Raw genomic sequence first — 25,248 nt, forward strand, 5'->3', positions numbered from 1 at the left:
AAGGCGGTGGAACGCTGGCCGAGCGCATCCGCGCGCTCCAGGCCCACGCCTCCCGCGCCCGCCAGCAGGGCGCGTAACCGCCCAAAATCCGGCTTCCCCTGCGGAAGGCGCGACCTGACGAAGGTTTTCCGCCCCGGCGACGGCTTGAAAACTTGACACCTTCGGCCGGCACTTCTAAATCGCGGGCTCCGATGTGCCGGCCGGCCTAAGGTTGCGGCCGCCTGCATGATGGTCCCGGGCGCATAGCTCAGCGGGAGAGCGTTCCCTTCACACGGGAGAGGTCCAAGGTTCGATCCCTTGTGCGCCCACCACGCTTCGCCAAGAGGCTTCGCGTGGCGCAGCCACCCCCAATGGCAGCGAAGCGTGTCCGGCGTAGCTCGAAGAGCGTAGCCGGACTGCGGGTCTTGCTTCCGCTCTGTCAAAAACTCGAAAACAACCCCATGCACAGTAGCCGACCTCAGTCGGATCAATGGGTTGCGACTTTTCCGAATTTTTCTTGCTCCGTCGGGCAAAACAGGGGCATGATGGCATCATCGGCGCGCGCTCGATGAGCATGCTGCGCCTGAGGGCCCGCACGGCATTGCCGGCTCAGAGATTCAGGGATGAGCTGGATGACGCTCCCCTCGCCCTCCTTCGAAACTCTGGATGCGAATCGCGATCGCGGTGCTTGCTGTGGCCGGCATCGGAATCGCGGCCATGGTTGGTCTCATCTGGTTCGCACTCGAAGGATTTGTCACGCGGAGATACTACCCAGCTGGCGCGGGAGCAACGTCGTCGAAATTGCGATGATGCCAGGGGTCGAGGGAGGCTTCATCCGGCGATGAGAAGGTCGGCTCGATCCGGATCGATTACAAATGATCTGCGGGCTCGACGAATGATCACCACTTCATGGAGCCCGAACCGGCAATCTCTGCTCCGCAGCCACGCGCACAGGCGGAAAAGAAACGCAATCCACGACGTCGAACAGCACGCTGATGCTGCCGCTGAATGACTGCGCGAAAGCGATCGCGTCATCGCGCTTTGCGTCGGCGATTTGTGTGCCGAGCGTGCAATGAGGTCGCCAGTTTTCCGGCCGATAATGCAGCCGACACAAGGCTGGATCGATTGCAGCGCTGATGGAAGCGTGCCACCGGACGAGCGTTTCATCGAACTCCGGCTCCGCCCAGAGCACGAGCGGCGGACCTGCGAACCAACAAATTCGCCTGAACGCGACCTGCAATGGCCCTTCGCCTCCAACTGCGCGGAGCATGGTCTCCCACGCGGTCTTCGCGGTAATCTCGGGCGCATCATAAATGGCGAATGTGAAATGCGGCCGATAACCGAGCCCCCTCATCGAAGGCTGGCTCTCAAACGCGGCAACTTCATCCCACAAGGCTTCGATGCGCTCTGCGGAGGAATGGTCGGACCGAATGTTGATAGCCAAAGCCATGCGCTTGGTTGCTCTGTAAAGCAATGGATTTTTGCCTCACCAATGGCGATAAAACCAGGCCTTTTGCGCGCTAGTGAGCCATAAGGACGGAGATATCCGCGTGCTCCATGATATAGCTGGTCGCTCCACCGAATATCATCTGCCGTAGCCGCGTGCGGGTGAAAGCTCCTTTGATCAATAGATCGCAACCGTGTGCCCTGGCGGCATCGAGGACCGCCTCACCAGTTTCGCGCCCGTCCAGCTCAACGCTGATCAAGCTGGCCGCAATGCCATTGTATTGGAGTTGCCGAGCGATCTGACCGGCAGACGGTCCTGGCACCGCTTGGCCGCCGACAACGGTTAGGATCGATACCCTTTCGGCCAGACGAAGCAACGGCATGGCAAATGCGTTTGCCCGAGCTTGCTCGGTACTCCCGTTCCAGTGGATCATAATGTTTGTTGCGACGCTTCTTGGTCCATTCGACGGCGCCAGTAGAACGGGCCTGCCGCTCTCAAACAGCGCGGACTCAATCGCGCGGCGGTGAGGGCCCACCGCATCAATGTCAGACCGCGCCATCACGATCAGATCGAAAGCGCGCCCATAACTTCCGACAAAGTCTTCGCCCTCAGGCGCGGTCTCCAGCCAGCCGAAGCAAGGCGGGTTCGACCCTGCGGTGGCGCGGGGAACATCATGCTTCAGCATGAATGCTTCGAAAAAGCTGCGCATGTCGTTCAGTTCGGCTTCGCTCTTCACTTGATACGTGTCCAGGAGAATGCCGGTGGCCAATTCGGCGGCCGCATATTGAGGGATGCCGAACCGGAGTGGAAAGCCTTCGATATAGGCGCCGGTGCGACGCGCTAGGCCTACGGCCACAGCGAGCGTAGCTGTCATCATCGGAATATTCTGAAGCGGGACCAGCAGCGTCTTCATTTCGAATCTCCGATTTTCTGACGAAGATTGACGGCGGATGCATGCTCTCAATTGGGGCGGCGTCTGCAACACCTTCACTTTGCGAGCCGCTCTGGTTTGCCACCGTCAACGGTTGCAATCATGCGGCCTGCTCAAGCCTCGCATCGATCTCCTGGCGCAGCGCGGCGAAGTCGATTGGCTTGGTCAACAGGTCGGCGGCGCCCTTCTCCAGCGCCTTGCGCTTGGTCTCGGCATCACCGTAGGCCGTGATCATGATAACCGGTACATCGGGGCGGGCCGAGCGCACGATAGGCAGCATCTCCAGTCCGCTCATTCCGGGCATGTTGATGTCGGACAGGATCAGAATCAGGGTGGCATCCGCAATCTCGGCCGCGCGCTGCAATGCCAGGGGCGCCGAGGATACAAACTCCATCAGAAAACGACCGGCGCGCAGATCGCGCCGAAACTGCTGGCGGAACAGCGCCTCGACATCGGGCTCGTCGTCGACCACCATGATATAGACGCTCAATTTCTGCCTCCGCTCTACAATGGTGCCGCCCGCGTACGCGGCAGCGTAATAATGAACTCGGTATATTCGCCCGGCTCGGTATCGACCTCGATGCTGCCGCCGTGCTGCTTCACGATGATGTCGTGGCAGATCGAAAGCCCAAGGCCAGTTCCTTCGCCGGCCGGCTTGGTCGTGAAGAATGGATTGAATATCTTCTCTCTGACGTCGGCCGGGATGCCGGTGCCATTGTCGCGAATGCGAATTTCGACGGCGCCGCCGAGGTCTGTGGTCGTCGCACGCAGCCTTGGCTCGAAGCCGTCACCGACGACCTCCTTTTGTTTGCTGGCCGCGTAGAAACCGTTTGAAACCAGATTGAGGAACACCCGCGTGATTTCCTGCGGATACAGCTCGAGGGCTCCCGCAGACGGATCGAGTTTTCTTTCAAGCGTGATATTGAAGCCGGCTCTTTCAGCGCGGGCTCCGTGATAGGCCAGATTGAGACTTTCTTCGAGGATGGCGTTGATCTCCGCCGCGCGGCGTTCGCCGGACCCCTCGCGGGAGTGCAGAAGCATATTCTTGACAATGGAATCGGCGCGCGTTCCGTGCTGCACGATCTTTTCCAGGTTACCTTGCAGCATGTGGATCAGCGCGTCGATGTCCTGCCTTTCCACCTCGCCGAGGCCGGCTGAGCGCAGCGCGTCGCCGAGCTCGTCGGTCAGTTCGGAGGACAGCGCAGCAAAATTGTTGACGAAATTGAGCGGGTTCTTGATCTCGTGCGCAATGCCGGCGGTGAGTTGCCCGAGCGAGGCAAGCTTCTCGGTCTGGACCAGCCGATCCTGCGTATTTCGCAATTCCTCGAGCGATTGCGACAATTCCATGGTGCGCTCGCGCAGTTCATTCAGCAGGCGTGCATTCTCGATCGCGATCACGCCCTGGTGTGCGAAGTTGGACACGAGCTCGATCTGCTTGTCTGTGAAGGGTTTCACTTCCTGGCGGAAGATCGTGATCGTGCCAATCAGCTCATCTTCCTTGAGCATGGGAACGATGACGAGGGTCCTTGCGCCGGCAAGGTCAGCGAGCGCGCGAACATTGGGGTTGCCTTCGATATAGGGCGGCTGCGTCCTGATGTCGTCGATATGAACGGTCTGATGACTCTTCTCGACGGTGCCGAGCCCGCTCGCGGGATGTGGGCGAATGTTCTGGTAGAGCCGGGTATCGACATAAGCTTGCGGCGCGTTGTGCAATGCGACCGTGCGAAAGCCGCCCTCCTCGTACAGATTCATGGTGCCAAAGCCGGCGCCGCAAATTCGCGTCGCATTCTCCAGCATCTTGTGGAAGACCGGAGCGAGCGCGCCCGATGAAGCGCTTATGATCTCCAGCACCTCCGACGTTGCCGTCTGCCGCGCCAGCGATTCATTCAATTGCTCGAACAGACGCACATTGCCAATGGCGATCACCGCCTGGTCGGCAAAGGTGGCGACGAGTTCGATCTGCTTTTCGGTGAAGGGCTGCACGCGCTTGCGGGCGACCACGATCGCGCCGATCGGCTCATTTTCGCGCAGAAGGGGAACACCGAGCGCCGTGCGCTGACCAGCGATCGTGATCGACGCCTCCAGGCCGTATTCGGGATCGGCAGCGACGTCGAGGATTTGCACCGGACGGCGTTCGAGGACGGCTCGACCCGTGACCGTGCCCCGGCCGGGAGCGATCGGATGAGCCCGCAGAAAGGCAATGTAGTCCTCGGAAAACCCGACCGCTGCTCCGGCCTGATATTCATCGCCCTCGCGGCGCATGATGAAGGCCATCTCCGCCTCGCACAGCCGTGCCGCCGAATCGACCAGCGTGTCGAGCACGGTTTGCAGGTCGAAGGTCGAGCGGCTGATCACCTTCAGCACGTCGGCGGTCGCAGTTTGCTGCTGGAGCGATTCGGCGAGATCGCGCGTCTTCGCCTGTACCTCATCGAACAGCCGCACATTCTCAATCGCGATCACGGCCTGATCAGCGAAAGTGGAGACCAGGTCGATCTGCTTGTCCGTGAACGAGTTCGCGGTCTTGCGGCCCAGGAATAGCACGCCGATCACTTCTCCGGACCGCAGCAGGGGTACGCCCAGAAGGGTGCGGTAACCGCCGGCCCTCTGTTGCTCGGGATAGGCATAGTCGGGATCGGCCAGGACATCCGGAATCTGAACAGCCTTGCCGCACAGCAGGACGCGCCCAACGAGGCTACCGCGTCCAGCATTGAGCCGAACGCCCGCCGAGACCTTGGCCCACTCCGGCGAGAAATTGTACCGAGTTGCGTGATAGAAGGAGCCATCGGCGTCCTGCCGGAGGATTGCCGCCATGTCGGCCCCACACAGCGACGCCGCCGATTCCGTCAGCGTGTCGAGAACCGTTTGCAAATCGAACGCGGAGCGACTGATGACTTTCAACACATCGGCGGTCGCGGTCTGCTGCTGCAGCGATTCCCGCAAGTCGTCGGTACGCGCCTGCACCTCGTCGAACAGCCGCACGTTCTCTATGGCGATGACGGCCTGGTCGGCGAAGGTCTGCAGAAGCTGCACGTGATGCGGAGCGAAGGCCCCCGGCTCTGCCCGCGTGACGCTGATCATGCCGATCACCACGCCGCCAGTCGCGAGCGGAACGAACAACATGCTGCGAAAGCCGCGGGCGCGCGCGATGAATTTGATCTCGTTCGTCAACGCTTCCGTATCGGGGGTCGGCACCACCTTGCCCGCCTGTGTCCTCGCAAAACTCTCGAAATCGGTGATCGGACGCGGAAACATCTTCTTCAAAGCTTCATCGGCGGCAGAATTCGTCGGCGTGAACGCCGCCAAGTGGGCATTGCCGTCGATGAAGCGGAATACGGTCGTCGAAAAGCCGCCGAGCAAGGCATTTGCGCGCCTCGCGATTGCATCGAATACCGGCTTCACCTCCGATGGCGAGCTGGCAATGATCTTGAGAATGTCCGCGGTGGCGGTCTCGCGATCTTGTGCGGCGCGCAACTCGGCCAGGAGCCGCGCGTTCTCCTGCTGCAATTCCGCCACAACGCCCTGAGGAAGCGCGGCCATGATGAAAATCCGTGTCGGCAGCCGGTTCGCGGCCGACGTCAAAATTTAATCAAGAAAGCGCCGGGAATTATTTCACCATCAGGTGCTTCCGACCAGACATACCGTGAGTTGATTTTCGATCGACTACGCGTCAATTCGTCCTCGTGATCGACTGAAGCGGCAAGTTTCACACAATGCCGCTGGAGGCCGATTTACCTCGGGTCCGCCTGGTGCTGGCGCCAGGGGGATCCCGGGACCCACGTGCCGCGAGCGCCGTGGATTGCGTCCCGAAACACCTAGGAGAGCCCCATGGCGACCATATTCATCACCGGCAGCACCGATGGCCTCGGCCGGGCGGCGGCCCAATCGCTGCTCGATCAGGGGCACCGCGTGGTGCTGCACGCGCGTTCAGCCGATCGTGCCGCGGCTCTCGGCGGCCTCACTTCGCGTGCGAAGGGATTGGTGATCGGCGATCTCAGGAGCGCGGCGGAGACGCGGAGCATCGCCGACCAGGTCAACGCGATCGGGCGCATGGATGCGGTCATTCACAACGCCGGCGTCTACACGCGGCCGAGCCGCGGCGCGACGCCGGAAGGCCATGCCGAGACGCTGGCCATCAACACGCTTGCGCCGTTCATGCTGACGGCTCTGATCGCGCGGCCCGCTCGATTGATTTATCTCAGCAGCGGATTGCACCGCGGCGGAGAGGGCTCGCTCGACGACGTCGATTGGACCAAGCGGGCCTGGAACGCCGCCACGGCCTATGCCGAGAGCAAGCTGCACGTCGTCGCGCTCGCCTACGCGCTGGCGCGGCGGTGGCCCGACGTCCTCTGCAACGCCGTCGATCCCGGTTGGGTGCGCACGAAGATGGGCGGCGCGGGCGCCCCGGTCGATATAGACACCGGGCAACGGACCCAGACCTGGCTGGCAGTCAGCGAGGATCCCACGGCCCTCGTGAGCGGGCGCTACTGGCATCGCCTCGAGCAGCAAGCGCCGGCCCGTGAGGCGACCGATCCGAGGTTTCAGGACCGGCTCATCGGCAAATTGACCGAGCTGACGGGCGTCGAGCTGCCGGAGGAGTGACGCACAACGATTCGTTGTCATTGCAGACTCGCAATGACGAAGCAGGCTTCAGGCGGCCTTCGGCCGCCAGGCCGTGTAGAGACCGATCAGTGTCCCCATGGCGACCAGCGCGGCTGCCAGCAGCACCTGCAATTCGCCATCGTCGGTGGGGCCGATGGACGACACCAGCCGGGATACGATGACGAACAGAATGCCCACTGCGGCCGCGGCACCCACGCAGAGATAAGCGAGCTCGCGCGTCAGGCTGCGGCCGAGCAGTCCGAGGGCCGTGAAATACATCGAACAGGCGTTGGGATGAACGAACAAGGCAATGCGCGCATAGCGGCCATAGGCGTCGAACAGGGACTCGCATCGGCGCAAGGCCGCCTTCGAGGCCACCCGCTGCAGAAACGGCCTGAAGAAACGCGCTTGTCCATAGCTGAGAACGGCGCCCAGGATGATGGCGAGCCACGCCGCGAGGAAGACGGAGCCGTCCACGGCCTTCGGACTGAGCGCCACGGACATCAGGATGAGGGCGGTGCCGGGAAAATAGCCGAAATACGGGAAGACCGCTTCCACCAGCACGCAGGCGAACATGAAGACTGGAAACCATGCCGACCCGGCCGCGCCATGGACGATGGCGTTCAGGTCGAACAGGCTCGTCCTGTAGAGAACGAGGTACATGCACATGGCGAGGCCCGCCAGCGCATAGAACGGCAAGGCTCCAGACAAGAACCGTCTCATCCAATCATCAACTTCGTTTGGCGGAGACGACGGCCTCGCGCTGTTCCGGATCTGCTTTAGGCGAATGGGGTTGCTGCTGTCGATGGCGCTCTTTGCCACGCAACTCACCTCGGCTTGCGCACCCCTACGCAATCGACAGGATCTCGATCTCCTGCGCACCTGAACCGACGACGTCGCCGACCGCCTTGCCCATCAGCGACCTCGCGACGGGAGCGACGAACGAGATCGAGCCGGCCTTGGGATCGGCTTCGTCCTCGCCGACGATGCGGTAGGTCTGGACGCGGCCGTCAGCACGGCTGAAGCTCACGGTGCTGCCGAACGCAACGATTTCGGTCGCGACAGGATCGGGCATCACCTGCGCCGTGCGCAAGCGTTCCGTGAGATAGCGGAGATCGCGCAGGGGCACGGCGGACTGCCGGCGCTTCTCGTTTACGTCCTCGATGGCTTGCGCGGCTTCATAGGCCGCCCGCGCTTCGGCGAGCTGCGCCTGCAATGCGTTGAAGCCTGCTTCCGTCACGAGGTTCGGATGCGGCGAGATCGGGCGGTCCGGCAACAGCGTCTCGGACGCGGTTTCGGCGCTCTCTTCCTTGGTGAAGGCGACGCTCAATTGAAGATCCTGTCGAACTGTTTCGCTTGCGACGCCATGGCGCCGACGACCGAGATTATATCTCAAGTTCGACGAAACGGCGGAGCTTGAAGACGAGGTCCGGCACGGCCTGGCGGAACCGGGTTGCGTTCTGGAAACTGGTGGAGAACGGCGCGAAAGTGAGCATCGCGTTCCAGTGCCGGTAACCATAGACCGTGACCGAGACGCCGGAACTCGGGAAGTTGTCCAGCTTGCGCAGCTCGCCGAGCACGAGATCGGCGATCGCCTCCGCCGGCAGCAGCCGCTTGCCGTCCCGCGTGGTTGCGATTTGCGCGGGCGGCTCGGCCGGCTCGGCGGCCGCCGCTGCGGCATCGGGCGCGCTCTCGGCTTCGGCCGCATCGGACCTGAACTCGGGCTTGGACTCGGACCTGGACGTCGCGGCCGGCTCCACGGGATCCGCCGGCACGATCGGCGGGACCTCGGCGAGCGGAGGCGGTGCAACAGGGTCTGCGCGCTTGTTGCCTCCCAGGATGCTGCTGATCATGGCCACAAGGCCGGCATCCTTCACCTCGTCGCTCATCATTCCCCCCGGGCTTCGGCCTACTCTAGCACCGCTCGCGCAGACCGCCACCGGCGATGTGGCGCAATGGAGGGCCGGACGCCGCCGAATGATCGGCGGCACCACGTTCGATCACGTCGCGCCACGGTGCGATCCGTTACTGCTTAGCGAACGGAATGTATTGGTGGTACCGCTTGGGCACCGAGCTGCGATAGCGCGCCGGCACGGTGCCGGTGTCGACCGAATGATCGATCTCCTGCTGGCGGGTCATCTTCTTCGCCGGCTTCTTCGACGCGCTCTTCTTGCCGTCAGTAGGCTGGCTGGACGTGTCGGTGGTCGCGCTTGGCGCTGTGGTCGTCGCAGCCGGCGCAGTGCTTGTCGCGGCAGGCGCGGCGGTTCCGCCCGTGGCCGGCGCGCCCTGCGCCAGCGCGAGCGGCGATTGCATCATGAGCATCAGCGCTGCCGTCGCAGCCAGCAAATACGATTTCTGCATCAGAACCTCCAAAATGCCTGATCCGAATGAGCCAGCGTAGGCCTCCGGCATCGACGCGTGCAAGTCCGCCCACGATAGGCCCGATCGCACGCCGGAACTGTGGTGGGGGTCACACTCCCGGCATGGTCTGCCTTCACGACCTCGCAGCGTGCGCAGGTGCGCAATGGCGCGCTCGGCTATGCGCGAGCTGCGCGGCCGGTCTCCTCCAGTCGCGAGGCGAACCAGCGTGACAGCGGCTCGTCGACGGCACCGCTGACATAGACCTCCGACATCGTCACATGTTGCCTGTCCAGCACCAGGAGCAGGCCGATCCAATAGGGAAACCAGACATGGACGTCGGTCAGCGCCCGCAGCTTGTGCTGGTCGTGATCGAGCGGCGTGTGGTTGCTCGCCTTGCGGATTTCCACGGCGAGCAGATTGTTCGGGATCTCGCGCTGATGCACGACGACATCGGGGTAGATCGATTTGCCGAGATGGTCGTCGGTCGAGATGATGGTGCCGTGCGGCAGATGCAGCGTGCGCTCGCCGAGCCGGTCGTAGTTGCAGTCGACCGACCAGCCCGAGAACTGCTTCTCCAGATGCACGGCGAAACGGTGCGTGACCGCCCGCTCGCCGACGTCCTTCTCGAACAGGAAACCCTCGTGGGCGTAGAAGTCCCTGACAGCCGCGATCACCTTATTCAGCTCGGTCTGCATCGTGCCTCCGGGTCCATCACGTGCGCGCCAAGTTGGTAGCCCGGATGAAGCGTAGCGCAATCCGGGACTCTCGCAAAACACACCAGCCCCGGATTACGCTACGCTCCATCCGGGCTACATGAGACCGGAATTCGCGGCGCAATCGGTCCGGTCTACATCTGAACTTCGATCAGGCGCGGGCCGGGCTCGGCGACGGCCTCTGCCAGCGCCTTGTTGAACTCGTCGGCGTTGGTGACGGCGCGGCCGGGAACGCCCATGCCCTTGGCCAGCGCCACGAAGTCCAGGGTCGGGCGGTCGAGGCGGAGCATGTCATTGGCGCGCTGGCCGGGCTCGCCGGCGCCGACATTGTCGAACTCGCCGCGCAGGATCTGGTAGATGCGGTTGGCGAACACGATGGTGATGATGTCGAGGTTCTCGCGTGCCTGGGTCCACAGCGACTGGATCGTGTACATCGCGCTGCCGTCGCCGACCATGGTGATCACCTTGCGGTCCGGGCAGGCGATCGCGGCACCGATCGACAGCGGCGTCGAGAAGCCGATCGAGCCGCCCATGTTCTGCAGCCAGTCGTGCGGGGCGGCCGCCGCCGTCGGCGGGAAGAAGCCGCGGCCGGTGGTGAGGGATTCGTCGACCATGATCGCGTTCTCGGGGATCGCACAGGCAATGGCCTGCGCGATCGAGGCGAAGGTGAGCGCGCCGGTCGGCTTGACCAGCTCAGCCAGAGCCTGCGGCTTGACGTCCCTGGTGCTGGCCTTCACGGCGCCGGCGAGTGCCTCGAGCGCGGCGACCGAATTCTCGCCCCAGGAGGTCATGCGATGCACCTCGCAGCCCTGCGGCTTGAGCATGCTCGGCTTGTTCGGATAGGCGAAGAACGCCACGGGGTCGTCGGACTCGACCAGCACGATGTGACGGAATTTCGCCAGCATCGGCAGGGCTTGATCGATGACGTAGTGGATGCGGTCGATCGAGAAACGGCCACGGCCGCGCGCCATCTTCGGACGGAAGGTCGGGCCCATCACGGTGCAGCCGGTCTTGCCGGCGATGCGCTCGGCCAGCGCCAGACCCTGCGCGCTCAGCGCGCTGCCGGTCATCAGGAGCAGCGTGCCTTCGCCGTCGCCATGCAGGATCTTTGCGGCCTGCTCGACCGCCTGCGGCGAATAGCCGGCGCGCTGCTGCTCGGCCGGAACCTCGGCGATGCCGTCGGCCTCGTTCCAGGCGGTGTCGGCGGGCAGGATCAGGGTCGCGATCTGCGGCGGCGCACTTTTCGCGGCGGCAATGGCGGCGGCGCCGTCCGCGGCGACCGATTTGGCATCCGGCGAGGTGCGGACCCAGGACGACATCGGCCGGGCCAGGCCCTCGATGTCGGAGGTCAGCGGCGCGTTGTAGCCGATGTGGTAGACGGCGTGCTGGCCGACGATGTTGACGATGCCGGAATTGGCCTTCTTGGCATTGTGCAGATTGGCAAGGCCGTTGGCGAGGCCGGGGCCGAGATGCAGCAGGGTCGAGGCCGGCGTGCCCTTCATGCGGAAATAGCCGTCGGCCGCGCCCGTCACCACGCCTTCGAACAGGCCGAGCACGCAGCGCATGCCGGGGACACGGTCGAGCGCCGCGACGAAATGCATCTCGGAGGTGCCGGGGTTGGTGAAGCAGACGTCCACCCCGCCCTTGACCATCGTCCGCACCAGGCTTTCCGCACCGTTCATTCTGTCTGCTCCCGCAACCTGCCAGTGATCCGTTCGGTCAATCATTGTTCGCGCGGCGCGTCAAAGCAATAGCGGGCATTGCGGCCCTGCCCCGCGTGACGACGCACGGATTTGGCTAACGTTTTCCAGCAAATTGGCGCAGTTGCGATTTGGTAACGTCAGTCGTTAACGATGCGGCCCTCACGGGCCCGTGGCTTGCGAAACGTGCGCAAATATGGCCTCTGGGTCCGGTTGAATCGATTTTTTCTGGGGGAGATGATGATCCGGTTTTTTGCCGCACCGATGGCCGCAATGGCGCTGCTGCTGGCTGGCGCAGCCGACGCGTCCGCGACGGGGATGATAGACTTCACGGGCACCAGTTCCACCAGCTATATCGGCCGCGGCGGCGCGAGCCCGATCCCCCGCACCACCGTCATGTATAACGGCAGCTACGCCCCGGGCACCGTCGTGGTGAACACCGCCGAGCGGCGGCTCTATTTGGTGCTCGGGAACGGGCAGGCGCTGCGCTACGGCATCGGCGTCGGCCGCGACGGCTTCCGCTGGGCCGGGGTGCACAGGATCACCGCCAAGAGGGAATGGCCGGACTGGACGCCGCCCTCGCAGATGCTGGCGCGCCGGCCGGACCTGCCGCGCCACATGAAGGGCGGCATCGACAACCCGCTCGGCGCCCGCGCCATGTATCTGGGCTCGACGCTGTACCGCATCCACGGCTCCAACGAGCCGGAGACGATCGGTCAGGCCGTCTCCTCGGGCTGCTTCCGCATGACCAACGACGACGTCACCGACCTCTATAGCCGCGTCTCGATCGGCACCCCGGTGGTGGTGCTGAACAACTGACCAGGAACCCGCGCGGCGCGTGAATTTGCGCTCTTGTGCACGCGGGGCGAATGCGGCAGCGTCACAGCACGATGAGCGCATTCGTCCCGCCCTCGCCCGGCTTTCGCTTCGCCCTGCTGGCCCTCGCGACGCTCGCCTGCGCGCCTGACATCGCACCCATGGCTGCCGCCGCCGAGCTGCCCGCGGTGTCCTCGCGCCAGCGCGCCGAGAAGAAGAGCTTCACCGACGGCGAGATCATCGAAGGCTTCCTGAAGACGGCATTCGGCGCCGAATACCATCTTGCCGGCCGCGTCGACCGCATCCGCAAGTTCGACGGGCCGGTACGCGTCTACGCCGAGAGCGACCGCGAGGATCGCAAGACGCAGCTCGCCAAGGTCGTGGCCGACATCGGCAAGCGCGTGCAGCATCTCGACATCGCCATGATCGACACCAACGAAGCGGCGAATGTGCGCGTGAAGCTGGTGCGCGACCGCGATCTCTTCCGCACCATCTCGAGCTTCTACGGCGCCGAGAAGGCGCGCGAGATCCGCTCCTCGCTCGATCCGCAATGCCTGTCCGGCTTCCGCAAGAACGACAATTTCGAGATCGAGCATTCCGACGTCATCCTCACCGTCGACAACGGCGATTTCACCTTCCTCGATTGCGCCTATGAGGAGCTGCTGCAATCGCTCGGGCCGATCAACGACACCACGAGCGTGCCCTGGACCATGTTCAACGACAACGTCTCGATGGGCTATTTCGACGTCTACGACCAGTACATCCTCAACCTGCTGTACGATCCCCGCATCAAGGCGGGCATGACCGTGGCGGAGGTCAAGGCCGTGCTTCCCGCCGTCCTCAAGGACGTGCGCGCCTGGGTGAAGCGGGCGAATAATCTGAAGGAGTGAGGCGGTCCAAGGGAGCGATCTACTCGTCGGCGTCTTTCTTCCGCAGCAGATCCGTCGCCAGATCCGACAGCTTCGGCGGCGGCAGGGCCGCGAACGGCAGCGGCCGCGTCACATCGATCGCGGCCAATCCCAGTCGCGCGGTCAGCAGCCCGTTCAGCACGCCTTCACCCAAGCGCTGCGACAGCTTCGCGGCGATGCCGTGGCCGAGCATCTGCTGCACCAGGCTGTCGCTCGCGGCCATGCCGCCGGTGATGGCGAGATGGGCGATGACGTGGCGAAGCAGGCGGATCATGCCGAGCGCGCCTGGGCGGCCGCCATAGAGATAAGCGAGCTGGCGGATCAGGCGCAGCGCCGCCACGAACACGAACAGCACGTCGATGGCGGCGCGCGGGCTCACCGCCGTCACGATCGAGACCTTTTGCGCCGCTGACGACACCAGCCGCCGCGCCTCGGCGTCCAGCGGCGACATCAGCTCGCGCTCGGCGAGACGGATCATGTCGGCGCCGTCGATGATCTCGCCGGCGTGGCTCTCCAGCGTCGCGCGGGCGCGCGCCAGCTGCGGATTCTGGTGCGCGATCTTGAGCAGGTCCTGGACGATGACGCGGCTCTCCTTGCGATCGTCGCTGGCCAGCACGGAAGCTGCGCGTTGGTGCAGCTTCTCGATGGTCGCAAGACGCGCGAGGCCGAACGCCTCGCGCCCGATCACCACCGCAAGCGCCAGCGCGGTGACGGCGGCGAAGGCAAGTCCAACGAAGCCGAGCGTCTGGCTGCGCGCGAACAGATCCTCGACCAGATGCACCACGCCGAGCCCGGTACCGAGCAGCGTCAATCCGGCGAGCCCCGACCAGAACAGCGTGCCCCAGGGAAAGCCGCGCCGCGCCGGGACTGCGGCGTGCACCGGCACCGGCAGCATCGCCGGGTCGGGCTCCGGCGTGATCTGGATGGTGGCGCGACCGAGACGGCCGGTCTCGTCGGCCTCGGCGACGACGACGCCGGGATCATCGAGCCGGAACGTCGCCGGCCGCCGGGGCTTCGATCGGTCGTTCATGCGAGCTTGTCTCCGATCAGGAACTGCAAGGCACGGTCGAGGCGGATGTGTGGCAGCGTCGGCTCGTCGGCACCCTCGCGTTCGAGCTTCGGCGGGCGGAAGCGCAGGAAGCGGAAATCGCTGTTCCCGGCCGCCTCCGACGCGAGCCCGCGGAACGCATCCGTCCCATTGAACAGCGGCTCGGGATCGAGCGGCAGATCGCCCGGAAAGGTCGCAACCTCGGTGTTGCCGTCGAAGAACTCGCCGCCGGCGCTTTCGCCCGCGGCAGGTGTTCCCAGGATCGACGGCAACTTGTCGCGTCCGTGCGCCACCTGTGCTTCGCGCGTGGCGCGCACGGCGGCGAGCGCCACGACGTCGATCGCCGCGCCGGTGTTTTCCGCGCGCGCAACGGCGCGCGAGACGGCGCGGCGCAGCACCGCCTCGAGCCGGTCGTGGCTGGAATGATGCAGATGATCCGCCTTGGTCGCCGCGAACAGGATGCGGTCGATGCGCGGCCGGAACAGGCTGGAGAAGATCGTGCTGCGGCCGATGTTGAAGCAGTCGAGAATGCCCGCGAGCGCCGCTTCGAGATCGTGCAGCGCCTCGGGGCCGGAGTTGAACGCGGCGAGCGCATCGGCCAGCACGATCTGGCGGTCGAGCCGCGCGAAATGATCGCGGAAGAACGGCCGCACCACGACGTCCTTGTAAGCTTCGAAGCGCCGCACCATCATCGCCCACAGCGATCCCTCACCCGCCTGCCCGCCCGCAGGCACGTCCAGCGGCGCAAAGGTCAGCGCCGGCGTATCGGCGAGATTGCCGGGCATCAGGAAGCGACCGGGCGGCAACAGGCTCATCGCAAACCGCTCGTCGCGGCAGGCGCGCAGATAATCGGTGAAGAGCTTTGCGGCCGTCAGCGTCGCCTGCTCGTCCTCGCGCGCTTCAGGCTTGAGCGTCGCGAGATGACTGTGCCACTCGGCCGCGAGATGCGCGCGCGGCGCCTCGCGCGACAGCGCCAGGCTCTCCGCCGACCATTGCTCGTAGCTCTTGTGGAGCAGCGGCAGGTCCAGCAGCCATTCGCCGGGATAGTCGACGATGTCGAGCGTCAGCGTGCGGTCGGCGCCGTTCGGGCGCTGGTAGTCGATCGCGAGCCTGAGCTCGCTGATGTCCACGGTCGAGCTCGGCCAGCGCCGTTCCTCGATCAGCGCGCGCAGATGGCTCTCATATGCAAAGCGCGGCACGGCATCGTCCGGCTGCGGCGCCAGGTGCGCCCGCGCGATCCGGCCCGAGGCGTAGGCCTCGAACACCGGAAACCTGCCGCCACGCGTCAGTCCATGGATCAGCGCGGTGATGAATACGGTCTTACCGGCGCGCGACAGACCGGTGACACCAAGCCGCACCGTCGGGTTGAAGAAGTGCTCGCCATAGTCGATCAGCGCCCGCGCCGACAGCCGCGCTTCCTCGACCATATCCTGGAAACTGAATGCCATATGAACGTGAGGGGATCTCGGGCGAGGGATACGCAAAACGGATTAGTCACAAAAGTGGCAATTGCCTGAAGAAATTCAAGCTTTCATACTTCCACCGCCTTTCTCGGCAAATCAGCCGTTTGAACGACCCGCCGGTCCTGAAACACCCATCTAGAGGGCATTGCCTCGAGCCTTTGCGGATTGCCATGACCGTCTTCCAGTTGAAGCAGCTTGCATCCTCTTCCGTCCACGCCGCAGCCGACGCGATCGGCTGGGACTACGATCGCGCCGAGCTGATCGCCGACGGCATCGTCCACGGGATCGGCGTGCTCGCGGGCATCATTGCCGCGACGGTGCTGGTGGTGCTGACGGCGGTCTATGCCGACGCCACCGACATCGTCGGCGTCTCCGTCTATGTCGCCGGCCTGCTCTCGATGCTGGTGCTGTCGGCGACCTATAATCTCTGGCCGGTCTCGCCGGCCAAATGGCTGCTGCGCCGCTTCGACCATTCCGCGATCTATCTCTTGATCGCCGCGACCTACACGCCGTTCATCCTGGAGCTGAAGGACAGCGTGTTCGCGTTGGTGCTGCTGGCCGGCGTCTGGTGCGTCGCAATCCTCGGCATCGTGCTGAAGCTGCTCTATCCCGGCCGGTTCGACCGCGTCTCGGTCGGCATCTATCTCGCGATGGGCTGGAGCGGCATGATGCTCTACGATGCCGTGGTCAGGGCGTTGCCCACGCTGGTGCTGGGCTTCATTCTTGCCGGCGGCCTGCTCTACAGCTTCGGCGTGATCTTCCACGCCTGGCGGCGGCTGCGCTTTCAGAATGCGATCTGGCACGGCTTTGTCTTGGCCGGCGCGGCATGTCATTATACCGCGGTGCTCGACCTCGTGTTGAGCTGAGAAGTTTCCGCGAAGCGGTATAAGAAGACGAGAGGAGACGTCGCATGCAGGTGACCGGCAAGGTCGTGGTCGTCACGGGCGGCGCAAACGGCATCGGCAAGGCGCTGTGCGAGGCCTTTCACAATGCGGGTGCGGCCAAGGTCGTGGTGGCGGACATGGACGCGGCCAATGCGCGAGCGGTCGCGGCCATGGTCGATGGCGCCGCGTTCAAATGCGACGTCGCGCAGGAAAAGGACATCGTCCACGTCATCGAGGAGACCGAGCGGCAGTTCGGCCCGATCGCGCTGTTCTGTTCCAACGCCGGCATCGGCGGCGGCTTCGACCCGATGTCGGAGAACGCCGGCGGCGCTTCCGACGAGCCGTGGCAGCGCAGCTGGGCGATCCACGTCATGGCGCATGTCTATGCGGCGCGGCATCTCGTCCCCCGCATGAAGGCGCGCGGCGGCGGCTATTTCCTCAACACCATCTCGGCCGCAGGCCTGCTGTCGCAGGTCGGCAGCCCGGCCTATTCGACGACGAAGCACGCGGCGGTCGGTTTTGCCGAGAATCTCGCGATCTCGCACAAGGCCCACAACATCAAGGTCTCGATCCTGTGTCCGCAGGGTGTCGACACCAACATGCTGCGCTCGATTCCCAAGGGCCCGCAATCCGGCGACGGCGACCTGACGCCCGAGCAAGTGGCGAAAGACGTGCTCGCCGGCCTCGAGCAGGAGACGTTCCTGATCCTGCCGCACCCGCAAGTGCTCGGCTACATGCGCAAGAAGACCGAGAATTACGACCGCTGGATCGGCGGCATGGCCAAGATCCAGGCGAAGATGCGGGAGGAGTTCGGGAAGTGACCGTTAGGTGCTCCCACGCTAGACGCTGTCATGCCCCGCGGAGGCGGGGCATCCAGTATGCCGCCCCTGTCGGCTCAACCACAACCGTCTCAGAGTACTGGATCGCCCGCCTTCGCGGGCGATGACACCGAGCGTGTAGAAGCAGCTTCAGCAACCTCGCGCATCACACCACCGCCACCGTCTCCCCCACCCGGCTCGCGCGCAGCGCCTGCGCATAGAGCATCATGCCCTCGCACACCGTGCGCTGCTCGGCCGGCGTCAGCGCCGCCAGCGCGCCGCGGACCTGCTGCCGGCCGAACGCGTGGAGGGCCTCCAGCGTGCGCCGGCCCTTCGCCGTCAGCGACAGCAGCTTGCTGCGCGCATCCGCCTCGTCCGGCGTCTCCTTGAGCTCGCCGCAATCGATCAGCTTGCGCACCAGACGGCTGACGCTGGATTTCTCCAGCCGCAGGAAATCGCCGAGCTCGCCCGACGTCATGGGGCCACGAATGCCGATCTCCAGGATGGTGTGGACCGCCGAGGGCGGATAGCCCGAGGCCGCCACCGTGGCGTCCATGAAGCCGAGTTCGCGCACCATCAGGCGCGAGGCGGCGCGGATGTCGTCAATCAGCGAAAGCTCGGCCATGGCTTGACTCGACCCACATAGTTGTATCATACAACTATATGGGCGCAACGGCGCGCGCAAGTGTTTGGAGTGGACCATGAGCGAAGCCTTGCCGACCGGTCAGCGCATGAGCGGCAAGGTCTGCCTGATCACGGGCGGCGGCAGCGGCATCGGGCGCGCAACGGCGCTGCGGATGGCGGCCGAAGGGGCGGAAGCGATCGTCGTCGCCGGCCGGCGCGAGGCCGAGATCGAGGCCACCGCCGCCGCGTGCCGCGAGCTCGGCACGGAGGCGATCGCGCTTCAGACCGACATCACGAAGGAAGACGAGGTCGCGCGCCTCGTCGGCACAGCCGTCGGGCGCTGCGGCCGGCTCGACGTTGCCTTCAACAATGCCGGCTTCCAGGAGCGCCGCGCGCCCCTGGAGGAACAGGGCACGGAGATCTACGACAGCGTGTTCGACACCAATGTCCGCGCGCTGTTCCTCTGCCTGCGCCATCAATTGCCGGCGATGCTGGCGCAGGGGCGCGGCAGCATCGTCGTCAACACCTCCGTCAGCGGGGTGCGCAATCCCAATCCAGGCTTTTCGCTCTACTCGGCCTCAAAGGCCGCCGCGATCTCGCTGACGCGCTCGGCGGCGATGGAGAACGCGCCGCGCGGCATTCGCATCAATGCGATCGCGCCCGGCCGCGTCGTCACCGACATGATGCTGCGCGCCGGCGTCGGCGATGTGGCGACGGTCAGCGCAGGCCTGCCGCTGCGGCGGATGGGCAGCCCGGAGGAGGTCGCCGAGGCCGTGGTGTGGCTGTCGTCGGATGCGTCGTCGTATGTCGTCGGGCATGTGCTCGCGGCCGACGGAGGTTTTTTGGCGTCGTGATGTCGTAGCCTGGATGGAGCGCAGCGCAATCCAGGGCCGACTCGCCTGTGGCAGGATTCCCGGATGACGCTGCGCTCCATCCGGGCTACGAGACGGTCAATGCTTCTGCCCGTACAGCACAGGCACTGCGGAATCCACGACGACCTCAACGAGGCTCGTGCCCGCATACGCCATGCCGCGCTTCAGCGCTTCGCCCAGCTCCGCAGCCTTCGTCACCCGCACCGCACGGCAGCCCATGCCCTCGGCAAGCCGGACGAAATCGATCCCCGGCAGCTCCAGCCCCGGCACGTTGCGCACCTGCATGACCTGGCTGAACGAGCGCATCGCGCCGTAGCCGGAATTGTTGATGACCACGACGGTGAGCGGCAGCTTGCGCTGCACGGCGGTCCAGAGCGCCTGGATCGAATACATCGCCGAGCCGTCGCCGATCAGGCACACCGTGCGCTGCTTCGGCTTGCCGAGCGCCATACCGACGGCGGCGGGCAGAGAATAGCCGAGGCCGCCGCTCGACATGGTGTAGAAACTGTCCTGGCCGCGCATCGGCAGGAATTTTTGCATCGCCGGCCGGTGCGAGGGCACTTCCTCGACAAGTGATGCATCATCCGGCATTGCCTGCGACAGCGAATGCAGCAGGAATTCGACCGGCAGCGGATCGACGGGCTGCGGCGCCGGCGGCAGCGTGCGGCCTTTTGGCGCCGCGCGCTTGCTCTCCGGCAGCAGGTCGAGCAGCAGGCTCAGCGCCGGCTCCATCGTCGCGATGATGCTGGTGCCTGATGGCGTCACCGCGGCGGCATCCGCGTCATCCGTGATCTGGAAGATGGTCGCGCCGCGGTCGAAGATCGCGGCATGGCCCTCGACATGGAAGGTGAACACCGGCGCGCCGATGACGATGACGACATCGTGCTCGCGCAGCGCGTCGGACAGTTGCGCGGGCGAGGCATGCAGAAAGCCCGCGAATTGCGGATGCCGCTCGGGGAACGAGCAGCGTGCCGAGAACGGACTGACCCAGACGCTCGCCTTGGCCTTCTCGGCAACGCGCACCATCAGCTCCACCGCACCGGCGCGATCGATTCCGGGGCCAACGACGAGCGCAGGGTGTTTGCTTGAGGCGAGCGCCGCAACCAGCGCCTTCATCGGCTCCAGCTCAGGGCCGATCTCGCGGCTGACCCTGCGCGCCTCGACCGGCGCGCAGGCATGGGCCCAGTCGTCGATCGGGATCGACACGAAGGTCGGCCCGCACGGCGGCTGCATCGCGGTGTAATAGGCCCGCGCGATCGCGGCGGGCACGTCCTCCGGCCTTGCCGGCTCGACGCTGTATTTCACATAAGGCCGCGGAAACTCGGAGGCGCGCTCGGCATAGAGGAAGGCCTGTAAGGGCAAGATCGAGCGCGCCTGCTGGCCTGCGGTGATCACAAGCGGGGTCTGGTTGCGATGCGCGGTGTAGATGTTGCCGAGCGCATTGCCGACGCCGGCCGCCGAATGCAGATTGACGAAGCCGGCATTGCGCGTCGCCTGCGCATAGCCATCGGCCATGCCGACGGCGGAAGCTTCCTGCAGCGCCAGCACGTAGTCGATATCGTCGGGCCAGTCGCTCAGGAACGGCAGTTCGGTCGAACCAGGGTTGCCGAACACCCTGTCGATGCCGAAGGCGCGCAGAAGGTTGAGCGTCGCCTGCTTCACGGTGACGGGCTTGGTGCCAGTCTTGCCGTTCTTGGCCATTGGTTCCGTCCCCGTGTTGTTGATTGAGGGTAGCAGCCTCACCCCGTCATTGCGAGGAGCGAAGCGACGAAGCAATCCAGATTATCTCCGCGGAGGGATTCTGGATTGCTTCGCTACGCTCGCAATGACGGGAAGAAACAGTGGTGGCTCACCACACCGCCGTGCCCTTCATCGTCGGCTGCCCCTCCGCGTTCGCGGTCCACAGCTCCATGCCCGCCTGAGTCTCGTTGGCGTTGACCGAGAACTCCGTGCCTTCGAATAGCGGCTGCACGCCGCGATACGAAAACTTCTTCGGCGCCTTGCCGCCACGAAGCTTGGCCGCCATCTCGACGATCAGCGCTGCCTGTAGTGGACCGTGGAAGATCAGGCCCGGATAGCCCTCGACCTCAGTGACGTAGTCGCGGTCGTAGTGGATGCGGTGGCCGTTGAAGGTCAGCGCGGAATAGCGAAACAGCAGCACGGGATCGGACACATGCGTTTCGCGATGCTGCGCCTGCGGCGGCGGAGGCGACGCCTTGCCGCCAGCCGGCGCGCCGCCGGTCATCTCGCGATAGACGATGTCCTGCCGCTCGCGGATCGCCGTGCCCCGCGGTGAGGAGATGCTATGCTCGACCGAGACGAAGCACAGCGTGCCGGTCGATCCTGATTTCACCTGCACGTCGGCAATGCGCGAAGTCCGCGTCGATTCATCGCCGACGCGCAAGGGCTGCAAGAACTCGATCTCGCCGCCGGCCCACATCCGGCGCGGCAGCGGCACCGGCGGCAGGAAGCCGCCGCGGGTCGGGTGGCCGTCAGGACCGAGCATCGACATTGGAAACACCGGCTGCGCCAGGCACCAATGCACCGTGAACGGCGCAGCGTCGCCCGCCCTGGGCTCACCGACCTCCTGGAACAGCGTCGCGCGCAGGCCCTTCACGAGCTGCGCGGTGACGATGTCCGTGGCCTCTTGGCTGCGGCCGATCCATTGCCTGAGATGATCGATGTCGAGCTTCTCGGTCATGACGCCTCGCTCTGTCACGTCTTGGATTGGGGCTTTTCGCCAATGGCGGGCACGGCGCCGTAGCTGCGCGTCTCGCCGACGATGATCGGCGCCGGCGCGGGATAGCTGACGCGGCCGTTCGGCGTGTCGACCTCGATACGACGCAGATGCGGATGGTTGGCGAGGTCGGCCATGGTGTTGACCTCGGCGAATGCGATGTCCGCGTCCGAGAGACGCTTCAACAGCTCGTCGCGCGTCATCTTGCCGAAGATGTCGGCCACCGTCGCGTCGGTGAAGTCGCGGTTGCGCACGCGCTCGACCATGTTGGCGACGCGGGGATCGGCCGGCAGGTCCGGCTGATCCAGCACCTTCGCGCACAGCGTCTTCCACTCGCGTTCGCTCTGGATCGAGATCAGGATGTCCTTGCCGTCCTTGGAGGTGAACACGCCGTAAGGCGCGATCGACGGATGCCGCAGCCCCATGCGCTTGGGCGGATTGCCGGCTTCGGCATTGAGCAGCGGCACGGTGCACCAGTCCGCCATCACGTCGAACATAGAGATGCGGATGTCGGCGCCCTTGCCGGTGCGCCCGCGCGCGATCAGCGCCTCCAGGATCGCGGCATGCGCGGTGGCGCCGGTCGCAACATCCACGATCGACATGCCGACGCGCGAGGCGCCATCGGGATTGCCGGTGATCGAGGCGAGCCCGCTCTCGGCCTGGATCAGGAGATCATAGGCCTTGCGGTGGGCGTAGGGACCTTCGTCACCATAACCGGTGATGGTGCACGAGATCAGCTTGGGATAGTCCTTCAAGAGCCGCTCGCGCGAGAAGCCGAGCTTGTCCATCGAGCCGGGTTTCAGGTTCTGGATCAGCACGTCGGCACTCGCGATCAGCTTCTCCAGCTCGGCGCGGCCTTCCTTCGTGGTGAGATCGACCACCGCCGATTGCTTGCCGCGATTGAGCCAGACGAAATAGCTGCTCTGGCCCTTGGCCGCCGCGTCATAGCCGCGGGCGAAATCGCCCTCGGGCCGCTCGATCTTGATCACGTCCGCGCCGGCATCCGCCAGGCGCGAGGAGCAGAACGGCGCCGCCACCGCCTGCTCGACCGCAATCACCCTGATCCCGTCCAATGCTCCCATGGCCGCAACCTCAGTACGAGCGCGGCATGCCGAGCACGTGCTCGGCGACGAAGGACAGCACGAGGTTGGTCGAGATCGGCGCCACCTGGTAGAGCCGCGTCTCGCGGAACTTGCGCTCGACGTCGTATTCCTCGGCAAAGCCGAACCCGCCATGGGTCTGGATGCAGGCATTCGCCGCTTCCCAGGACGCATCCGCCGCCAGCATCTTGGCCATGTTGGCCTCCGCGCCGCAATCGAGCCCGGCCTCGTATTTGCGCGTGGCTTCCTTCACCATCAGTTCGGCCGCGCGCATCGAGGCGTAGGCTTTTGCGATCGGAAACTGGATGCCTTGATTCTGGCCGATCGGCCGGCCGAACACGGCGCGCTCCTTGGCGTAGTTCGTCGCCTTCGCGATGAACCACTTGGCGTCGCCGACGCATTCGGCCGCGATCAGGATGCGCTCGGCATTCATGCCGGAGAGGATGTAGCGAAAGCCCTTGCCTTCCTCGCCGATCAGGTTCTCCGCCGGCACCCTCATGTCGGTGAAGAACACTTCGGTGGTGGCGTGGTTCATCATGGTGCGGATCGGGCGGATCTCGAGGCCGTTGTTCTTGGCCTCGCGCATGTCGACGATGAACACCGACAGGCCGTCGGTGCGCTTCTTGACCTGGTCCTTCGGGGTGGTGCGCGCCAGCAGCACCATCAGATCGGAATGCTCGGCGCGGCTGGTCCAGATCTTCTGGCCGTTGACGATGTAGCTGTCGTTGCCGTCCTTGCGCGCGAACGTCTTCAGCGAGGAGGTGTCGGTGCCGCTGGTCGGCTCGGTGACGCCGAACGCCTGCAGGCGCAACTCGCCGCTCGCGATTTTCGGCAGGTATTTTGCCTTCTGCTCGGCATTGCCGTGCCTGAGCACCGTGCCCATCGTGTACATCTGGGCATGGCAGCCGCCGCCGTTGCAGCCCGCGCGCTGGATCTCTTCCAGGATCGCCGCGGCCGCCGACAGCTTCAGGCCCGCGCCGCCATATTCCTCGGGGATCAGCACCGAGAGATAGCCGGCCTCGGTCAGCGCATCGACGAACGCCTTGGGGTAGGCCATCTCGCGGTCGAGCTTGCGCCAATATTCGCCGGGGAACTGCGCGCAGAGCTTGGCTACGGCCTCGCGGATGTCGGCGTAATCTTCGGCGTGGTGTTCTTGACTCATGGCGTTTCCAATTCTCAGCGGCAGTTAAAGATAACGCCGGCCAACCCACGGGCGTTGTGAAAACAATGCCCGCCCCCTATGCTCATTTGTTATAGCGTATGAAGTAGCCTTCCAGGATTGGCAAGGATGGATTTCCGGCAGCTCAGGACCTTCAGTTGCGTGGCGGAGCTCGGCAGCCTGTCCAAGGCCTCCGACACCTTGCGCGTGGCGCAGCCGGCGCTCTCCAGGCAGATCAAGCTCCTGGAACACGAGCTGCGCACCGAACTCTTCACGCGCAACGGCCGCGGCATGGTGCTGACCGAGGCCGGCCGCCTGCTGCTCGCACGCACCTCCGGCATCGTGCGGCAGATCGACCAGATCCGCGACGACATCCAGTCGGCCAAGGGGCCGCCGTCCGGCCAGGTCGTGCTCGGCCTGGTTCCGACCGTGAGCTGCGTGCTGTCGGCGCGCTTTGCACGGCGCTGTGTCGAAAAATTTCCCGGCATCTCGCTGCGCATCGTCGAGAGCTACAGCGGGCATCTGGTCGAATGGCTGCATCGCGGCGAGATGGATCTCGCCATCCTCTACGGCCGCTCGGCCGACCTGCATCTCAACGTGCAGAGCCTGGGGCGCGACAACATCGTCGCGGTAGGTCCGCGCGGCTGCGGCTTGGCGCGCAAGAAGAGCGTCGACATCGGCTGGCTGCTGCGGCAACGCCTGGTGCTGCCCTCTCATTCCCACGGCCTCCGCGCGCTGATCGAGCACGCCGCGGCCCAGCGCAAGATCAAGCTCGACGTCCAACTGGAGGCGGATTCGTTTCGCGTGCTGACGAGCCTGGTCGAGGAGGGCCTCGGCTTCGCGCTGCTGCCGCCGTCCTCGGTCCACGGCGAGGTCGCGGACGGGCGGCTGGAAACCGCCCCCGTATCCAAGCCGATGACGCGCGAGCTCATCTTTGCCTCTCCAATCGACCGCCCGGCCTCGACGGCCTCGCTCGCCATCACCGCGCTGCTGCGCGAGGAAGTCGCCGCCTGCCGCAAGGAAAGCGTGTGGGACATCCGGCTGAGTTAGATGGCGTGTCGTAGAACAGCCGCGCGCGGTCGTGCCTTC

At 65.0% G+C, this 25,248-nt stretch carries 24 protein-coding genes and 1 tRNA gene; 8 read left to right on the forward strand and 17 right to left on the reverse strand.

What is annotated here, in order from left to right:
- Positions 1-236: 236 nt before the first annotated feature.
- A tRNA-Val gene (locus XF30_RS34765) sits at positions 237-311 on the forward strand.
- A 575-nt stretch (positions 312-886) separates the two neighbouring features.
- Here the strand turns inward: XF30_RS34765 and XF30_RS34770 are convergent.
- From XF30_RS34770 to XF30_RS34785, 4 genes are all read right to left on the reverse strand, one after another.
- Positions 887-1,429 (reverse strand): 2'-5' RNA ligase family protein, encoded by a 543-nt coding sequence (locus tag XF30_RS34770; RefSeq protein ID WP_109145212.1) that lies wholly within the window; start codon positions 1,427-1,429, stop codon positions 887-889.
- Between the two features lie 70 nt (positions 1,430-1,499).
- Positions 1,500-2,339 (reverse strand): universal stress protein, encoded by an 840-nt coding sequence (locus tag XF30_RS34775; RefSeq protein WP_109145213.1) that lies wholly within the window; start codon positions 2,337-2,339, stop codon positions 1,500-1,502.
- 118 nt (positions 2,340-2,457) lie between these two features.
- The gene (locus XF30_RS34780) at positions 2,458-2,847 is read right to left on the reverse strand and encodes a response regulator (protein WP_036009791.1); all 390 of its coding nucleotides are present in this window, start codon (positions 2,845-2,847) and stop codon (positions 2,458-2,460) included.
- 14 nt (positions 2,848-2,861) lie between these two features.
- Complete coding sequence (locus XF30_RS34785) at positions 2,862-5,894, reverse strand: GAF domain-containing protein (protein WP_036009805.1); 3,033 nt, start codon at positions 5,892-5,894, stop codon at positions 2,862-2,864.
- Positions 5,895-6,182: 288 nt separating this feature from the next.
- Here XF30_RS34785 and XF30_RS34790 point away from each other — a divergent pair, with 288 nt between their 5' ends.
- The gene (locus tag XF30_RS34790) at positions 6,183-6,956 is read left to right on the forward strand and encodes an SDR family NAD(P)-dependent oxidoreductase (protein ID WP_109145214.1); all 774 of its coding nucleotides are present in this window, start codon (positions 6,183-6,185) and stop codon (positions 6,954-6,956) included.
- Between the two features lie 48 nt (positions 6,957-7,004).
- On the opposite strand, the gene XF30_RS34795 is transcribed toward XF30_RS34790, so the two are convergent.
- The 6 genes from XF30_RS34795 to XF30_RS34820 form a co-directional block, all read right to left on the reverse strand.
- Positions 7,005-7,679: an SNARE-associated domain-containing protein gene (locus XF30_RS34795; protein WP_109145215.1), complete on the reverse strand. Its 675-nt coding sequence runs from the start codon at positions 7,677-7,679 to the stop codon at positions 7,005-7,007.
- A gap of 124 nt (positions 7,680-7,803) precedes the next feature.
- Positions 7,804-8,286: a transcription elongation factor GreA gene (gene greA / locus XF30_RS34800; RefSeq protein ID WP_036009784.1), complete on the reverse strand. Its 483-nt coding sequence runs from the start codon at positions 8,284-8,286 to the stop codon at positions 7,804-7,806.
- A 55-nt stretch (positions 8,287-8,341) separates the two neighbouring features.
- Positions 8,342-8,845: a hypothetical protein gene (locus XF30_RS34805; RefSeq protein ID WP_109145964.1), complete on the reverse strand. Its 504-nt coding sequence runs from the start codon at positions 8,843-8,845 to the stop codon at positions 8,342-8,344.
- A 136-nt stretch (positions 8,846-8,981) separates the two neighbouring features.
- On the reverse strand, positions 8,982-9,317 hold the full coding sequence (locus tag XF30_RS34810) for a hypothetical protein (RefSeq protein WP_109145965.1): 336 nt from the start codon (positions 9,315-9,317) through the stop codon (positions 8,982-8,984).
- A 176-nt stretch (positions 9,318-9,493) separates the two neighbouring features.
- Positions 9,494-10,012, reverse strand: coding sequence for a hypothetical protein (locus XF30_RS34815; RefSeq protein ID WP_036009755.1), 519 nt, complete (start codon positions 10,010-10,012; stop codon positions 9,494-9,496).
- 152 nt (positions 10,013-10,164) lie between these two features.
- Complete coding sequence (locus tag XF30_RS34820; protein ID WP_109145216.1) at positions 10,165-11,712, reverse strand: acetolactate synthase large subunit; 1,548 nt, start codon at positions 11,710-11,712, stop codon at positions 10,165-10,167.
- A 258-nt stretch (positions 11,713-11,970) separates the two neighbouring features.
- Between XF30_RS34820 and XF30_RS34825 the strand changes: the two genes are divergently transcribed.
- Both XF30_RS34825 and XF30_RS34830 read left to right on the forward strand, forming a co-directional pair.
- The gene (locus tag XF30_RS34825; RefSeq protein ID WP_036009766.1) at positions 11,971-12,549 is read left to right on the forward strand and encodes a L,D-transpeptidase; all 579 of its coding nucleotides are present in this window, start codon (positions 11,971-11,973) and stop codon (positions 12,547-12,549) included.
- 71 nt (positions 12,550-12,620) lie between these two features.
- Positions 12,621-13,436 carry a DUF2927 domain-containing protein gene (locus XF30_RS34830; RefSeq protein WP_192893341.1) on the forward strand — a complete coding sequence of 272 codons (816 nt, stop codon included), beginning with the start codon at positions 12,621-12,623 and terminating at the stop codon, positions 13,434-13,436.
- Positions 13,437-13,455: 19 nt separating this feature from the next.
- On the opposite strand, the gene XF30_RS34835 is transcribed toward XF30_RS34830, so the two are convergent.
- Together XF30_RS34835 and XF30_RS34840 are read right to left on the reverse strand one after the other, a co-directional pair.
- Positions 13,456-14,484 (reverse strand): YcjF family protein, encoded by a 1,029-nt coding sequence (locus XF30_RS34835; protein WP_109145218.1) that lies wholly within the window; start codon positions 14,482-14,484, stop codon positions 13,456-13,458.
- Positions 14,481-15,950 carry a YcjX family GTP-binding protein gene (locus XF30_RS34840; protein WP_109145219.1) on the reverse strand — a complete coding sequence of 490 codons (1,470 nt, stop codon included), beginning with the start codon at positions 15,948-15,950 and terminating at the stop codon, positions 14,481-14,483. Before XF30_RS34840 ends, XF30_RS34835 begins: the two co-directional genes overlap by 4 nt.
- Before the next feature lie 185 nt (positions 15,951-16,135).
- On the opposite strand from XF30_RS34840, the gene trhA reads away from it, so the two are divergent.
- Both trhA and XF30_RS34850 read left to right on the forward strand, forming a co-directional pair.
- Complete coding sequence (gene trhA / locus XF30_RS34845) at positions 16,136-16,831, forward strand: PAQR family membrane homeostasis protein TrhA (RefSeq protein ID WP_036009743.1); 696 nt, start codon at positions 16,136-16,138, stop codon at positions 16,829-16,831.
- 44 nt (positions 16,832-16,875) lie between these two features.
- Positions 16,876-17,670, forward strand: coding sequence for an SDR family oxidoreductase (locus XF30_RS34850; RefSeq protein ID WP_036036098.1), 795 nt, complete (start codon positions 16,876-16,878; stop codon positions 17,668-17,670).
- Positions 17,671-17,833: 163 nt separating this feature from the next.
- Here XF30_RS34850 and XF30_RS34855 read toward each other — a convergent pair whose 3' ends face one another.
- Positions 17,834-18,292, reverse strand: a complete 459-nt coding sequence (locus XF30_RS34855; protein ID WP_109145220.1) for a MarR family winged helix-turn-helix transcriptional regulator — start codon at positions 18,290-18,292, stop codon at positions 17,834-17,836.
- 76 nt (positions 18,293-18,368) lie between these two features.
- Between XF30_RS34855 and XF30_RS34860 the strand changes: the two genes are divergently transcribed.
- Positions 18,369-19,145, forward strand: a complete 777-nt coding sequence (locus XF30_RS34860; RefSeq protein WP_057027781.1) for an SDR family NAD(P)-dependent oxidoreductase — start codon at positions 18,369-18,371, stop codon at positions 19,143-19,145.
- Between the two features lie 96 nt (positions 19,146-19,241).
- Here XF30_RS34860 and mdlC read toward each other — a convergent pair whose 3' ends face one another.
- From mdlC to XF30_RS34880, 4 genes are all read right to left on the reverse strand, one after another.
- Positions 19,242-20,864, reverse strand: a complete 1,623-nt coding sequence (gene mdlC / locus XF30_RS34865) for a benzoylformate decarboxylase (protein WP_109145221.1) — start codon at positions 20,862-20,864, stop codon at positions 19,242-19,244.
- Positions 20,865-21,012: 148 nt separating this feature from the next.
- On the reverse strand, positions 21,013-21,864 hold the full coding sequence (locus XF30_RS34870) for an HTD2 family dehydratase (protein WP_109145222.1): 852 nt from the start codon (positions 21,862-21,864) through the stop codon (positions 21,013-21,015).
- Between the two features lie 14 nt (positions 21,865-21,878).
- A complete protein-coding gene (locus tag XF30_RS34875; RefSeq protein WP_109145223.1) occupies positions 21,879-22,982 on the reverse strand; it encodes a CaiB/BaiF CoA transferase family protein in 1,104 nt (367 codons plus the stop codon).
- A 10-nt stretch (positions 22,983-22,992) separates the two neighbouring features.
- Positions 22,993-24,162 (reverse strand): acyl-CoA dehydrogenase family protein, encoded by a 1,170-nt coding sequence (locus XF30_RS34880; protein ID WP_036028627.1) that lies wholly within the window; start codon positions 24,160-24,162, stop codon positions 22,993-22,995.
- 126 nt (positions 24,163-24,288) lie between these two features.
- Here XF30_RS34880 and XF30_RS34885 point away from each other — a divergent pair, with 126 nt between their 5' ends.
- Positions 24,289-25,209: a LysR substrate-binding domain-containing protein gene (locus XF30_RS34885; protein WP_109145224.1), complete on the forward strand. Its 921-nt coding sequence runs from the start codon at positions 24,289-24,291 to the stop codon at positions 25,207-25,209.
- Positions 25,210-25,248 lie beyond the last annotated feature (39 nt).

The organism is Bradyrhizobium sp. SUTN9-2 (assembly GCF_003122645.1).
In the GTDB taxonomy this organism is placed as follows: Bacteria; Pseudomonadota; Alphaproteobacteria; order Rhizobiales; family Xanthobacteraceae; genus Bradyrhizobium; species Bradyrhizobium yuanmingense.

Coding starts and splice junctions, on each gene's coding strand:
- XF30_RS34770 (WP_109145212.1), bottom strand. CDS start 1,429: ATGGCTTTGGCTATCAACATTCGGTCCGACCATTCCTCCGCAGAGCGC.
- XF30_RS34775 (WP_109145213.1), bottom strand. CDS start 2,339: ATGAAGACGCTGCTGGTCCCGCTTCAGAATATTCCGATGATGACAGCT.
- XF30_RS34785 (WP_036009805.1), bottom strand. CDS start 5,894: ATGGCCGCGCTTCCTCAGGGCGTTGTGGCGGAATTGCAGCAGGAGAAC.
- XF30_RS34790 (WP_109145214.1), top strand. CDS start 6,183: ATGGCGACCATATTCATCACCGGCAGCACCGATGGCCTCGGCCGGGCG.
- XF30_RS34795 (WP_109145215.1), bottom strand. CDS start 7,679: ATGAGACGGTTCTTGTCTGGAGCCTTGCCGTTCTATGCGCTGGCGGGC.
- XF30_RS34805 (WP_109145964.1), bottom strand. CDS start 8,845: ATGAGCGACGAGGTGAAGGATGCCGGCCTTGTGGCCATGATCAGCAGC.
- XF30_RS34810 (WP_109145965.1), bottom strand. CDS start 9,317: ATGCAGAAATCGTATTTGCTGGCTGCGACGGCAGCGCTGATGCTCATG.
- XF30_RS34815 (WP_036009755.1), bottom strand. CDS start 10,012: ATGCAGACCGAGCTGAATAAGGTGATCGCGGCTGTCAGGGACTTCTAC.
- XF30_RS34820 (WP_109145216.1), bottom strand. CDS start 11,712: ATGAACGGTGCGGAAAGCCTGGTGCGGACGATGGTCAAGGGCGGGGTG.
- XF30_RS34825 (WP_036009766.1), top strand. CDS start 11,971: ATGATCCGGTTTTTTGCCGCACCGATGGCCGCAATGGCGCTGCTGCTG.
- XF30_RS34830 (WP_192893341.1), top strand. CDS start 12,621: ATGAGCGCATTCGTCCCGCCCTCGCCCGGCTTTCGCTTCGCCCTGCTG.
- XF30_RS34835 (WP_109145218.1), bottom strand. CDS start 14,484: ATGAACGACCGATCGAAGCCCCGGCGGCCGGCGACGTTCCGGCTCGAT.
- XF30_RS34840 (WP_109145219.1), bottom strand. CDS start 15,950: ATGGCATTCAGTTTCCAGGATATGGTCGAGGAAGCGCGGCTGTCGGCG.
- trhA (WP_036009743.1), top strand. CDS start 16,136: ATGACCGTCTTCCAGTTGAAGCAGCTTGCATCCTCTTCCGTCCACGCC.
- XF30_RS34850 (WP_036036098.1), top strand. CDS start 16,876: ATGCAGGTGACCGGCAAGGTCGTGGTCGTCACGGGCGGCGCAAACGGC.
- XF30_RS34855 (WP_109145220.1), bottom strand. CDS start 18,292: ATGGCCGAGCTTTCGCTGATTGACGACATCCGCGCCGCCTCGCGCCTG.
- XF30_RS34860 (WP_057027781.1), top strand. CDS start 18,369: ATGAGCGAAGCCTTGCCGACCGGTCAGCGCATGAGCGGCAAGGTCTGC.
- mdlC (WP_109145221.1), bottom strand. CDS start 20,864: ATGGCCAAGAACGGCAAGACTGGCACCAAGCCCGTCACCGTGAAGCAG.
- XF30_RS34870 (WP_109145222.1), bottom strand. CDS start 21,864: ATGACCGAGAAGCTCGACATCGATCATCTCAGGCAATGGATCGGCCGC.
- XF30_RS34875 (WP_109145223.1), bottom strand. CDS start 22,982: ATGGGAGCATTGGACGGGATCAGGGTGATTGCGGTCGAGCAGGCGGTG.
- XF30_RS34880 (WP_036028627.1), bottom strand. CDS start 24,162: ATGAGTCAAGAACACCACGCCGAAGATTACGCCGACATCCGCGAGGCC.
- XF30_RS34885 (WP_109145224.1), top strand. CDS start 24,289: ATGGATTTCCGGCAGCTCAGGACCTTCAGTTGCGTGGCGGAGCTCGGC.